The organism is Burkholderia multivorans ATCC BAA-247 (genome assembly GCF_000959525.1).
GTDB lineage: Bacteria > Pseudomonadota > Gammaproteobacteria > Burkholderiales > Burkholderiaceae > Burkholderia > Burkholderia multivorans.
The window spans coordinates 1,660,803-1,673,282 of record NZ_CP009831.1 but is presented as its reverse complement, the minus strand read 5'-3'; the positions used below and the strand labels follow the sequence as shown (position 1 = coordinate 1,673,282).

The 12,480-nt window shown below is 66.5% G+C and carries 13 protein-coding genes; 8 read left to right on the top strand and 5 right to left on the bottom strand.

All coding sequences use genetic code 11. The features are described 5' to 3' along the window. Positions 1 to 306 precede the first annotated feature (306 nt). The 5 genes from NP80_RS09590 (at position 307) to NP80_RS09570 (ending at position 5,094) form a co-directional block, all read left to right on the top strand. Positions 307 to 609, top strand: a complete 303-nt coding sequence (locus NP80_RS09590) for a DUF3331 domain-containing protein (RefSeq protein WP_006403188.1) — start codon at positions 307 to 309, stop codon at positions 607 to 609. Continuing rightward, complete coding sequence (locus tag NP80_RS09585) at positions 606 to 1,598, top strand: MbnB/TglH/ChrH family RiPP precursor modification enzyme (protein ID WP_006410472.1); 993 nt, start codon at positions 606 to 608, stop codon at positions 1,596 to 1,598. The genes NP80_RS09590 and NP80_RS09585 overlap by 4 nt, the downstream gene beginning before the upstream one ends. Beyond that, positions 1,595 to 2,380: an HvfC/BufC N-terminal domain-containing protein gene (locus NP80_RS09580; RefSeq protein ID WP_006410479.1), complete on the top strand. Its 786-nt coding sequence runs from the start codon at positions 1,595 to 1,597 to the stop codon at positions 2,378 to 2,380. The genes NP80_RS09585 and NP80_RS09580 overlap by 4 nt, the downstream gene beginning before the upstream one ends. A gap of 168 nt (positions 2,381 to 2,548) precedes the next feature. Next, on the top strand, positions 2,549 to 3,793 hold the full coding sequence (locus NP80_RS09575) for a Zn-dependent hydrolase (RefSeq protein ID WP_006410470.1): 1,245 nt from the start codon (positions 2,549 to 2,551) through the stop codon (positions 3,791 to 3,793). A gap of 53 nt (positions 3,794 to 3,846) precedes the next feature. After that, on the top strand, positions 3,847 to 5,094 hold the full coding sequence (locus NP80_RS09570) for a diaminopropionate ammonia-lyase (protein ID WP_006410477.1): 1,248 nt from the start codon (positions 3,847 to 3,849) through the stop codon (positions 5,092 to 5,094). Between the two features lie 12 nt (positions 5,095 to 5,106). Here the strand turns inward: NP80_RS09570 and NP80_RS09565 are convergent, their stop codons facing one another. Next, positions 5,107 to 5,574, bottom strand: coding sequence for an Lrp/AsnC family transcriptional regulator (locus NP80_RS09565; protein ID WP_006403194.1), 468 nt, complete (start codon positions 5,572 to 5,574; stop codon positions 5,107 to 5,109). A gap of 209 nt (positions 5,575 to 5,783) precedes the next feature. Between NP80_RS09565 and NP80_RS09560 the strand changes: the two genes are divergently transcribed. Beyond that, the gene (locus NP80_RS09560) at positions 5,784 to 6,947 is read left to right on the top strand and encodes a M20 aminoacylase family protein (protein WP_006410473.1); all 1,164 of its coding nucleotides are present in this window, start codon (positions 5,784 to 5,786) and stop codon (positions 6,945 to 6,947) included. A 206-nt stretch (positions 6,948 to 7,153) separates the two neighbouring features. Here NP80_RS09560 and NP80_RS09555 read toward each other — a convergent pair whose 3' ends face one another. From NP80_RS09555 to NP80_RS09545, 3 genes are all read right to left on the bottom strand, one after another. Beyond that, positions 7,154 to 7,906, bottom strand: coding sequence for a hypothetical protein (locus NP80_RS09555; protein ID WP_045593393.1), 753 nt, complete (start codon positions 7,904 to 7,906; stop codon positions 7,154 to 7,156). Positions 7,907 to 7,955: 49 nt separating this feature from the next. Further along, entirely contained in the window at positions 7,956 to 8,564 is a 609-nt protein-coding gene (locus NP80_RS09550) for an acyl-homoserine-lactone synthase (protein ID WP_006409828.1), read from the bottom strand. Positions 8,565 to 8,769: 205 nt separating this feature from the next. Continuing rightward, positions 8,770 to 9,213 carry a DUF4902 domain-containing protein gene (locus tag NP80_RS09545; RefSeq protein ID WP_035946557.1) on the bottom strand — a complete coding sequence of 148 codons (444 nt, stop codon included), beginning with the start codon at positions 9,211 to 9,213 and terminating at the stop codon, positions 8,770 to 8,772. 74 nt (positions 9,214 to 9,287) lie between these two features. On the opposite strand from NP80_RS09545, the gene NP80_RS09540 reads away from it, so the two are divergent. Beyond that, positions 9,288 to 10,007, top strand: a complete 720-nt coding sequence (locus NP80_RS09540) for an autoinducer binding domain-containing protein (protein WP_006409826.1) — start codon at positions 9,288 to 9,290, stop codon at positions 10,005 to 10,007. Positions 10,008 to 10,034: 27 nt separating this feature from the next. Here the strand turns inward: NP80_RS09540 and NP80_RS09535 are convergent, their stop codons facing one another. Next, positions 10,035 to 10,742 (bottom strand): MgtC/SapB family protein, encoded by a 708-nt coding sequence (locus NP80_RS09535; RefSeq protein WP_006403201.1) that lies wholly within the window; start codon positions 10,740 to 10,742, stop codon positions 10,035 to 10,037. Positions 10,743 to 11,203: 461 nt separating this feature from the next. On the opposite strand from NP80_RS09535, the gene NP80_RS09530 reads away from it, so the two are divergent. Next, entirely contained in the window at positions 11,204 to 12,352 is a 1,149-nt protein-coding gene (locus NP80_RS09530) for a metallophosphoesterase (RefSeq protein ID WP_006403202.1), read from the top strand. Positions 12,353 to 12,480 lie beyond the last annotated feature (128 nt).

Sequence of the window (12,480 nt, the reverse complement as noted above, 5' to 3'; positions counted from 1 at the left end):
GTAAGGGCGGAGCGTATGAAAAGCGGCATCGATGCACGTATGAAAGCGCGATCGAAGTTCATGCGCGGACGGCCGTGTCCTCGCCGACAAAGCGCGCCGCAAGCGTGCCGGACGACGAAACGACCATCGCGCGTCGCTCGTTGTGCGCGTCGTTCGATCGGGAGATTGTGCGACGAGCGTTCGGCACGACCGGAACTCGATGCGATCGTAACGTTGCGCCTTCGATAAAAAGATTCGCGATGCAAATCATCCAGGCCGACGACGTTCTCGGCTTTCCGACAGGATCTCGCTGACACGTCCCCGATCATGGAAAACGCCCCGTCGCCGCTGCATATCTCGACCGTCGAGCAACTGTCGCCGACGTTGATCAGCATCAGCTGGAGCAATCCCTGCATGGGCCATTACACGGACCAGGTCTGGCGCATCGGTCTTGCACGCAGGAGCGCCGTGTGCATGCTGTCGGGTGTGTCGATACGGCCCGGCGATGCCGTGTTTCGCCCGCGCGTGAGGGGTCCGCATGTGCCGATCAACCACGATCGGATGATTCTGGCTTCTGCAATCGCCGGTCTTTTTCCCTCATCGAATCCGTCAGAAGGCGCCGAGACATGAGCACGCCGCGTCGATGCGTCTCGACGGGCGGCAAGCCCTCCATCACACCATCGACCAGGGTCGCGACGCATCTGTCCGTCAAGGAGACATCACGCAATATGGCAACAGAACAGGCTTTGCCCGAATCGGCGCGCGATCGTGCGGACGCTGCGGCACGGATCAATCGCGATCTTGGCGTGGGCGTCGGTCTTCGCGACGTCCACTATCGTGACTTTCTGGCTGCAGCGCAGCCGGTCGACTGGCTCGAGGTCCATACCGAAAATTATCTCGGCGCCGGCGGCTACGATCTTCATGTGCTCGAGCAGGTGCGACGCGACTATCCGTTGAGTTTCCACGGTGTCGGGCTCAGCATCGGCTCGGCCGGTCCGCTGGATGGCGGCCATCTCGAGCGCGTCGCATCGCTGGTCGATCGATTCCAGCCGGCACTCGTGTCCGAGCACTTGTCCTGGTCGGTCGCGCTGACACGCCGCTTGCACGAGTCGCTGCCGTTGCCGCTCACGTCCGAGTCGCTCGACGTGGTCGTACGGAACGTCGACCGCTTGCAGCACGCATTGAAGCGGACCGTGTTGATCGAAAACGTCGCGCGCGACGTGTCGTTTCGACAGGACGAGATGACGGAAACCGACTTCATTTCCGAACTTGTCGGAAGAACGGGATGTGCGTTGCTCGTCGACGTTACGAGCCTCTACGTGAATCAGTGCAACCATGGTGAAGATGCGTTCGAGGCGCTCGGGCGGTTTCCGGCAGATGCCGTCAGGGAGCTCCATGTGCGCGCGTATCGATGCCGGCATCGCGCGGACGCGAACCATCGCGGTCGCCGAGTGCCGACCGATGTGTGGCAGCTTTACGGCTATGCGGTCGAGCGATTCGGCACCGTGTCGACGCTGATCGAATGTGATGCGGACGTTCCGCCGATCGCGATTCTTCTGGACGAAGCCGCGACGGCGAGAAACGTGGCCGATGCGTTCGCCTCGAGGAGAGCGCGATGAGCGAGCGGCTGAAGCACGTGCAGCTCGAATTCGTGACGTCGCTGCTGCACCCGGATGCGGAACAGCGTCTGCTCGGTGCGCTGGTCGGCGATGAAGCCAACAACCGGGAGCGCGTCGCGCGCTACCGGGCTCGACTATGGAACACGTGGCACCGCGTATTGGCCTGCGCGTATCCCGTGCTGCGCGGTCTGATGGGCGACGACTTCTTTCTGACGCTGTCGCGTGAATACGGCATCGCCGATCCGATCCGGTCAGGCGATCTGAACCGGTTCGGCAGCCGCATGGCGGAGTTGCTGGAGGCGTGGCCGCCGACGGCGACCTGTCGCCATCTCGCCGACGTCGCGCGTCTCGAGTGGCTGGTCCATCGCGCCTGTTTTGCTGCGGACGCGACGACGCGACTGCCGGACCCATGGGCGCAATGTACGCGCGACACGTTGGCGCATTGCTCGGTTCGGCTTCATCCGGCCGTGCAGTTGCTTCACACGTCGACGCGTGCTGCGGATCGCTGGCTCGCGTTCCATGCGTCCGGTCAGGCGTTCGATCCGGACGACGTCGACCGACCGCAGTGGATGATCGTCGCCCGGCCGCAATGGATGCCGGAGGTGATCGCGGTATCGCGGAACGCATTCGCGATGCTGTCCAGTCTGCGCGACGGCACCACAATCGGCGATGCCTACGACGCCGCGCTCGCGCGCGACGCCGGTTTCGACTTCGAGCGCAACTGGCAGACGTGGGTCGAGCACGGAATCATCGTCGCGGTGGACGTCGGGATAGCGGCCTGAGAGTGTCGCCGTCATCGCATCCCACGCCCCTTGCAAACACCCCCGCAAAAACGCAAGAACCTTGCACGGCACCCCATCACATCGAGTAAAAATCCCACCCCATCCGAAATAACATTGCTTCCACGCACCCGCGCCACCCGGCGCGGTTCTTTTTGACGGAAGCACCGGATGAACACGTCGCTGCAACTGGACGGCGCAGTCCTTCTGCGTCAACTGCGCGAGCTCGGCGAGATTGGCGCCGACCGCGAGCTCGGCGGCCGCACGCGCATCGCGCTGACCGACGACGAGCGCGCGGGCCGCGACCGCGTCGTCGCGTGGATGCGCGAGCTGGACCTCGACGTCCGGATCGACCGCATCGGCAACATCTTCGGCACGCTGCACGCCGGCCCGGCGGCCGCGGGCCGGCAGCCGCTGATGATCGGCTCGCATATCGACACCGTAAAGAACGCCGGCGCGCTCGACGGCTGCTACGGCGTGCTCGCCGGTCTTGCGGTCGCGCGCGCGTTTCGCGACGCGCGCATCGAACCGGCACGCCCGATCACGGTCGCCGCTTTTACGAACGAGGAAGGCATCCGCTATCAGCCCGACATGATGGGCTCGCTCGTCCATGCGGGCGGCCTGTCGATCGACGACGCGCTGAACACGATCGGCATCGACGGCACGCGCCTCGGCGACGAGCTCGCGCGCATCGGCTATGCCGGCGACCTGGAACCGGGCGCGATCGTCCCGCATGCGTATCTGGAGCTGCATATCGAGCAGGGGCCGATCCTCGAGGCGGAGAACGTCCGTATCGGCGTCGTCGAGAACCTGCAGGGTATCTCGTGGCAGCAGATCACCGTACAGGGGAACGCGAACCATGCGGGCACGACGCCCATGCATCTGCGCCACGATGCGGGCTGGGTCGCGGCCGCGATCGCCACGTTTCTACGCGAACTCGCGGTGTCGTCCGGTACGACGCTCGCGACGATCGGCATGCTGCGCATCGAGCCGAACGTGATCAACGTGATCCCACGCAAGGCCGTGTTGACGGTGGACCTGCGCGACCCTGACGAGCAGCGGCTGCAGCAAGCGGAGCAGCGTCTCGCCGACCATCTCGAGCAGCTCGCGGCACTCGAAGGCGTGCAGATTTCGACCGAGCGGCTCGCGCGTTTCGAGCCGGTCGTGTTCGATGCCGCGCTCGTCGACGCGATCGAAAAAGCCGCTGCGCGCCGCGGCTTTTCGTATCGCCGAATGACGTCGGGCGCCGGCCACGACGCGCAGATGATCGCGCGCATCGCGCCAGCCGCGATGATCTTCGTGCCGAGCCGCGGCGGCATCAGCCACAACGCGCGCGAACATACGGACGACAGCCAACTCGTCGACGGCGCCCGTCTGCTGCTCGACGTCGTGCTCGATCGTCTGGCGGCCGCGTAATTGCACCGAACGCGCCGCCTTATCCCAACCCTTCATTGCTGAAATTTCACGACATGTTGATCGCCAATCCGCGCGCGACGCGCGCACCATACCCGGACGCGCTGAAGCGCATCCTGAGCATCGAGAAAGCGAAGGAGAGTCGCGCGTGGCTCTCCTGTTGGGACAAGATTGCGCCTGCACCTACACCGTTGCGCACGTTGCCTGCGTTCGCCGCCGCGTCGGGTATCGCGAGCCTGAGCGTGAAGGACGAGTCCGCGCGCTCGGTGCTCGGCAGCTTCAAGGCGCTCGGCGCGCCGATCGCGCTCGTGCGCCTGATTCTCCGGCTGTGGCCGGCGCACGATCTCGATCCGCGCGCATTGTTCGACGGCCGCTATCGCGCGTTGCTCGCAGGCTTTACCGTTGTCAGCGCAACGGACGGCAATCACGGCAAAGGGCTCGCGGCCGCTGCACAGACGCTCGGCTGTCGATGCGTGATCGTGCTGCATGCGAACGTCAGCATCGAACGCGAGCGGGCGATCGCTGCGTATGGCGCGCAGATCGTCCGGATCGCCGGCAACTACGACGCATCGGTCGAGGAAGCCGCGCGGCTCGCGTCGCTGAACGGCTGGCACGTGGTGTCCGATACGTCGTACGACGGCTACGAAGACATTCCGCGCGACGTGATGCAGGGCTACGGCACCGTCGCCGCGGAGTTCGTCGAGCAGAGCGGCGCCCGACCCGATCGGCCGGCCTATACGCACGTGTTCCTGCAGGGCGGCGTCGGCGGTCTCGCGGCGGGCATCGTCAGCTATCTATGGGAGTTTCACGGCGCGCATCGGCCGCGATTCGTCGTCGTCGAGCCGCAGCAGGCCGATTGTCTGTACCAGAGCGCGGTCGCCGGCAAACCGTCGCGCGCGACGGGCTCCGTCGATTCGGTGATGGCCGGGCTCGCGTGCGGCGAGACGTCGCCGCTCGCGTGGCGATTCCTGCAGCCGGCCGTCGACGACTTCATGACGATCGCCGACGCCGATGCGATCGATGCAATGCGCGTGCTGGCGACAGGCCGCGACGGCGACGTGCCGATCGTTGCCGGCGAGTCGGGTGCCGCGGGGCTCGCCGGCGTCGCCGTGCTGCTGAAGGATCGCGCGCAGGCCGAGCGCGTCGGGCTCGATCGCGATTCGCGCGTGCTGGTCGTAAATACGGAAGGCGCGACCGCGCCCGATACGTATCGCGAACTGGTCGGCGAGACGGCCGACGCGGTGCTGGCGCGACAGGCGGCCCGGGCGGCCGGCGCGCCGAGCCGGGCGGCGACTCACGTCTGAGTCGGCCGCGCGTCAGCTCGCGGGGCCGATCGGAATCTCGAGCCCCGCCTTCACGCGGCTCATCGTGACGAGCGTCTTGAACCGCTTCACGTTGTTGTTGGCGAAGAAAAGTTGCCGCGTCAGGTCGTTGTACTCCTCCATGTGACGCACGGAGAAGATCAGCACGAAGTCCCATTCGCCCGCGACGTAGTAGCACTGCTGGATCTGCGCACACGACTCGAACGTGCGCTTCATCGCATCGAGCAGGTCGATCTGTTCGCTTTCGACTTCGATCGTCGTGACGATCGTCAGCGGGTAGCCGACCTTCTCGGGCGCGAGGATCGCCGTATAGCGGTCGATCACGCCTTCGTCGGCGAGCCGCCGCAACCGGCGGTTCACGGCCGCCGGAGACAGGTTCACGCGCGCGGCAAGTTCGCTTTGCGGCGTATCGGCGTCGCGCTGGATCTCGCTCAGGAGCTTCAGATCGTAGTTGTCTAGCATCGGGGCGGTGGGGTGGAGAGACGAAATTTTCTTGCAGAACGGCGGCGAAGAATGCGCCGAAATTCGACGCGCCTTGAAATATTATTTTTGGGACAACGCGACGTCAACGTGACGCGCGTCTGTCGAGATCAGGCGGTCCGCGCGTATCGGGCGACGCAAGCGCGCGGCCGGCGCCGGGTCCATTCGGCGATTTGACGGATAGCGCGAGCATGGAAAGCACACTGCAATCGAAGTTGAAACATTGGCGGCATCACTTTCACCGCCACCCCGAGACCGGCTTCGAGGAAGTCGCGACGTCCGACTACGTCGCGGCCCTTCTGGAAAGCTTCGGGCTCGACGTGCATCGCGGCATCGGCGGCACCGGCGTCGTCGCCAATCTGAAGGTGGGCGAGAGTCCGCGCGCGATCGGATTGCGCGCGGACATGGACGCGCTGAACATCGTCGAGAACGTGCCGGCGCGCGCACATGCGTCGTGCGTGCCGGGCAAGATGCATGCGTGCGGACACGACGGCCATATGGCGATGGTGCTCGGCGCGGCGCGGTTGCTCGCCGAGCAACGCGATTTCGACGGGACCGTGCGGTTCATTTTTCAGCCGGCGGAAGAGCACGGTCGCGGCGCCAAGGCGATGATGGCCGACGGGCTGTTCGAGCGCTTTCCGATCGACGCGATCTTCGGCGCGCACAACATGCCGGGGATGCCGGCCGGATCGTTCTCGACGCGTCCCGGCGGCATCATGGCGAGCGAAGACAACTTCGTGATTCGGATCAATGCGCGCGGCACGCATGCGGCGCGCCCGCATATGGGCGTCGATCCGATCGTGATCGCGGCGCAGATCGTGCTCGCGCTGCAGACGATCGTTTCCCGCAATCTCGATCCGAGCCTGCCCGCGGTGATTTCGTGTACGGAGATTCTGACCGACGGGCTGCGCAACGTGATTCCGTCGACGGTAACGATCAAGGGCGACACGCGAAGCTATTCGCCCGACGTGCAGCACCTACTGGCGACACGGATGCGCGAAGTGAGCGAGGGAATGTGCAGGATGCATGGCGTCGAATGCGAATTCGCGTACACGCACGAGTTCGCGCCGACCGTCAATTCGCCGGACTACGTCGATATCGCGGTGGCGGCGGCGACGCGCGTCGCGGGCGCGCAGCACGTCGATGCGAACGTGCAGCCGATGATGATTTCGGAGGACTTCGGCGCGTTCCTGCAGGTCGTTCCCGGCAATTTCATCTTCATCGGCAACGGGAGCGCGGGCGAGCGCGGCGGCGTGCCGCTGCACAACGCGACGTACGACTTCAACGACGACATCCTGCCGGTGGGCGCGCGGTACTTTGCGGAAGTGGCGCGCATCGCGCTCGCAAGCGCCTGACGACGGCGCAGTGGTGGGGCGGCTTGCCGCCGCCGGTGTCGCATCGAGCCGGCGCGCGGGCAATAAAAAAGCCCGCTGCTGGAGCGGGCCGAAACCATGTTTGGAGACATGGAGGAGACAGACGTCAATTTAAGGGAAAACCCTGAAACGAGCAAGCCCCGCCGACGCGCTGTTGTATCCGTGCAACGTGCGGCCGGGCTGCATATTCAGGCGCCCGCGCGCGCGTGCGCGGCGTGCGACCGGAACCGCTCCTGCGCGATCGGCAGCGCGTACTTGTCGCGCATTTCGGTCTCGATCCAAGTACAGGCTTCGCGCGCGCAGTCGTTCAGCACGTGCCGCGTTGCGTGGCCTTCTACGTCGTAGACGAAACGGACGTCGACCTCGTCGTCGGAAACCTGCCGTTTCACCTCGTTCAGCTTCAGCTGCGGCCCATGCTGCTGCGACAGCGCGCGCAGCTCGTCGAAGTGATATTCGATCCAGTCGGCGAAAAACAGCGCGTCGCTGCGGCACGCGAGCCGGAACGCGGCGCTGCGCGACGGGCGCGGCACGTCGTCGGCCGGCGCATGCGCGCCGCCGGCAGCCGCGACATCGACCGGCGCGAGCGGCTGCTGGATCCGCCGGTACGGCGCGCGGTCGCGCAGCGCGTGCCACAGCAATTCGTCGCCGGCCGCGCCGGACGGCTGCATGGTCAGGTCGTGACGGCCGTCGCCGCTGGGCGCGACGTCGCGGATCACGACGCGCAGCGAGCAGAGCGGCTCGTCGGCGACGAGCAGCGTCGCCGCGCGCGGCAGGCCGCAAACGAGCGGCGCGGCGCCGGCGGCGCGGAACACGAGCCCGCGGCGGTCGAGCCGCACGAGCGGCAGCGGCCGTGCATACGCGGGATAGGCGATTGCAATGCGCGCGCCGTCGGCGCTCGTCAATCCGGGCATCATCGCGCGAAAGACCTGAGACTGGTCCACGTGGTTTCTCCTTCGTTACGATGCCGCCCGGCCGGACACGCGTGCCGGATCAGGCGGCAATGGCGGGCCGGGCGATGCGCTCCGGCTCGATTCCCAGTGCTGCAAACGTTTGCGGATCGAGGTCGATCCAGCAGGCGACGACCAGACGCCCGTCCACCTGCTTCGGCGGCCCCGCGCGGTGCGCGTGCACGCCGATCCTGCGAAACAGTCGTTCCATGCTCGCGAACGTCACGCCGATCAGCTGTCGCGCGCCGCGCTCGGCCGCGCACGAGACGACCGCCGCGAGCATCGGCCGCACGGCCCAATCGGCGCCCGTCGCGCCGCCGTCGGCGCCGCTCGCGGCGAACCGCGACAGCTCCCACACCGCGGTCGAGCGCGGCAGCGGCAGGTCGGGCGCGATCAGATCGGCGAACAGCGTTTCGAGCAGGTACGGACGCGTGGTCGGCAGCAGCCGCGCACAACCGCACAGCTCGCCGCTGCCGTCGCGCGCGATGACGTACACCGTGTCGTCGTGATCGAACGCGTCGCGATCGATTCCTTCGTCCGCGGACGGCAGCGTCCAGCCAAGCTGCTCGACGAAGACGCGGTGCCGATAGCGCGCGAGCTCCGTCGCCTCGGCGATCGGCAACTGCCTTCCCTCGTGAACGAAGGTCTGCATGGATGTCCTCGGATGTGTTTTGGTATGCGTGCATTACAGCGCGCGTCCCGAGGCGGCGGTAACTGGTAACTCTTACAGTATTGCGGCGCGGAAACGCCAATTTCGACGCGGTAACGGTTTCCCGGGCGCCGGGATTGAAAACGCGCGCGCTTTTGCTTATAAAGAGCGCCGGAATCGCGGAAACGTCAGAGGAATGCGGTGATTGTCACTGCAGCGCCGGACCGGCATGATGGACGGGGTCGCGCCCGAGAATCGCGGCCGCGACGGCGGCAGCCCAGTCGATGCATGCGAGCCGGGCCGCGAGCGCGGCAGCGGTACCGCGCATGCCGATGTCGGCGCCGCTCGCGTCGATGCCCATCGCGTTGCTGCGCACGTCGCCGTCGAGAATGACGAACGTGCCCGATGCGCGTTCGAGGTACCAGTCCCAGCCGACCGTCACGTACGCGACGCCGGGGCCGGCCGGACGCTGCCATTCGGTATAGCCGGCGAGACGCGCGTCGATCGCGCTGTCGCGCAGTTCGGCGAGCAGTGCAGGATCGAGGCCGCTTGCGACGTGGTCGAGCGCGAGCGCGGCCAGCGCGCTTTCCGAGAGGCGCACATAGCCGTCCGGAGACGGACCGCGGACCGCGTGCAGCAAAGAAGAAGTCATGCGTTGGAATGTATCAGGCGCCCATCGGTGCTGGAACCTGACAAGTATGACAGCGTGACGTTGTCGGAGAAAGAATGGAACTGCGCTGGCAGGATGCCTACGATGAATTCAGCGCCGCGGAAGACGAGCAGCAACTCTTCCAGCGGATCGCCGCCTATTCGAAACGGCTCGGCTTCGAATACTGCTGCTACGGCATCCGCGTGCCGCTGCCGGTGTCGAAGCCGGCGGTCGCGATCTTCGATACCTATCCCGACGGCTGGATGGCGCACTATCAGGCGCAGAACTACATCGAGATCGACTCGACGGTGCGCGACGGCGCGCTGAGCACGAACATGATCGTGTGGCCCGACGTCGACAAGATCGAGCCGTGTCCGCTGTGGCGCGACGCGCGCGATTTCGGGCTGTCGGTCGGCGTCGCGCAGTCGAGCTGGGCGGCGCGCGGCGCATTCGGCCTGCTGAGCATCGCGCGCCACGCGGATCGTCTGACGCCGGCCGAAATCAACATGCTGACGCTGCAGACGAACTGGCTCGCGAACCTGTCGCATTCGCTGATGAGCCGCTTCATGGTGCCGAAGCTGTCGCCCGAGGCACGCGTCACGCTGACCGCGCGCGAGCGCGAGGTGCTGTGCTGGACCGCCGAAGGGAAGACCGCGTGCGAGATCGGCCAGATCCTCAGCATCTCGGAACGTACGGTCAACTTCCACGTGAACAACATCCTCGAGAAGCTCGGCGCGTCGAACAAGGTGCAGGCGGTCGTGAAGGCGATTTCGGCGGGGCTCATCGATACCCCGTGATGCCCGTGCGACGTGGTGCCGCGCGCGCTATTCCATCATCGGCTCGGCTTCCTTCGCGGTCCAGCTCACGCTCGAGATGCTTTTTTCCATGCTGATCCGGCTCGCGATCTGTTCGAGCTTCTGCTGATCCTTCGGATGCAGCTTCAGCGTGGCGGTAACCTTGAGCCGCTCCGGCTGGTCGGGCACGTCCTCGCTCGTCAGACTCTGGAACGACAGCGGCTTCGCATACATCAGGTTCGACAGAAGCGTGCGGATGTGCACTTCGTCGGACCCCAGGCAGATCACCGCGATCTGGTATTCGCGCACGAGGTCCGCGTTCGATACCGGCTGCGCGTTGATCGAATGGCTGACGCCGCGCAGCAGCGTATTGGTCAGCAGCACGATGCAGGTGCCCGCAAGCGCAGGCCCGAAGTGCCCGGTGCCGGACAGCACGCCGACGGCTGCGGAACACCACAGCGTCGCGGCCGTATTGATGCCCTGGATCGAGCCCTTGTCGCGCATGATCACGCCGCCGCCGAGAAAGCCGACGCCGGATACGACGTACGCGGCGATCCGCGTGACGCCTTCGATGCCGTCGCCGGTCAGGACGCCGAGCGTGATGAACAGGCACGCGCCGCACGCGACGAGCGTGATCGTGCGCAGGCCCGCGGTGCGCTGCCGGATCTGCCGCTCGAGGCCGATCGCGACGCCGCATGCGAACGCGGTGAAAAGTCGAAGTGCGAATTCGAAGGTCATGTGTGTCCTGCCGTGCAAGAGGCGCATGCGGGCCCGCGCGGTCGCGGCGCGAGGCCGGACGACGCGCGATGGCCGTCGTCGCGCGGTACTGTACCGTGCGAATGCGCAATGCTGTGTGAAACGGGAGGCGTGCATGGCTCGCGGAACGCGAGCCGGGGCAGCAGGACTGCGGCGGACAGGCGTTCAGGCGGCAAGCGGAGCACGCAACGAAGTGCTGCAACTGTCCACGATGATTCCTAGGAGAAAGACTGGCCGGCATTCTAGTGGGCGCCGCGTCGGCTCGTCAACCCGCGGCGGCAGGCCGCACCGGCAAGCGCAGCGTGTCGCGCATGGCGGTCCGCCGCCCGATCGAGTCGCGTGGATCTGTGTACCATCGCCTTACGACGCGACATGCGCGCGCGGGGCATCGAGGCTCCGTTCGACGCGTCGCGGTGCGGTACCGCAACGAGGGTGAGCGTTCCATGCGAAGTTTCTTTGTCCGGTTCATTGCAATCGGCGTGATGTTCCATCTGTACGTCGGGTTACGGATCATCCCCGACGCATTCGCTTCACCGGTCGCGCGCACGCTGGCCGCGCTCGTGCTGGCCGGCTTCTGCGTGCTGATTCCGGTCGGCATGTTCTCGCGCCGCTTCGACGAAGGGTGGCCCGCGACGCTGTTCGGCTGGGCCGGTTCGATCGCGATGGGCTTCTTCTCGTCGGTGCTGGTACTGACGTTTCTGCGCGAATTCGTGCTGCTCGGCGCATACCTGTGGCGGCAGGCCGGCCACGGCGGCGCGTGGGCCGGTGCCGCGCCGGATACCGCGCTCGGCGTGGTGATCGGTGCGCTGCTTGTCACCGCGATCGGCTTCGTCGGCGCGCGTCGTACCGCGGCGATCAAGCGTGTGGCGATTCCCGTGACGGGGCTGCCCGCGGCGCTCGACGGGCTGAAGATCGTGCAACTATCGGACATCCACGTGGGCCCGACGATCAAGCGGCCGTATGTCGAGCGCATCGTGCGCGCGGTCAACGCGCTCGATGCGGATCTGGTCGTCGTGACGGGCGACGTGGTCGACGGTTCCGTGCCGCGGCTGCGCGAACATACGGCGCCGCTCGCGCGGATGCAGTCGCGGTACGGCAGCTTTCTCGTGACCGGCAACCACGAGTATTACGCGGGTGCGCATGCATGGATCGAGGAGTTCCGGCGCATCGGGCTGACTGTGCTGCTGAACGAGCACGTGGTGATCGAGCACGGCGGCGCGCGCTTCGTGCTCGCCGGCGTGACCGACTTCACGGCCGGCGGATTCGACCCGGCGCATCGCAGCGATCCCGCGCGTGCGCTCGCCGGCGCGCCGGCCGACGTCGGCACGCGGATCCTGCTCGCGCATCAGCCGCGCAGCGCGGAACAGGCGAGTCGCGCGGGTTTCTCGGTGCAGTTGTCCGGCCATACGCACGGCGGCCAGTTCCTGCCGTGGCCGCCGTTCGTGCGCCTGCAGCAGCCGGTGATCGGCGGCCTCACGCAGTTCGGCGACATGTGGCTCTATACGAGCCGCGGCACCGGCTACTGGGGGCCGCCGAACCGTTTCGGCGTGCCGTCCGAGATCACGCTGATCCGGCTCGCGCGCAGCGCATGAGGGACGCGGCGTCGCGCGGGCCGCGTCGATGCGCGGCATGCGCGCGCTTTTCCGGAAGCCGGCGACGGATGCGCATGGCAGCGCCGCCCGCCGTTGGCTAGTATGCAGACATACCGCTCCCGTATCGC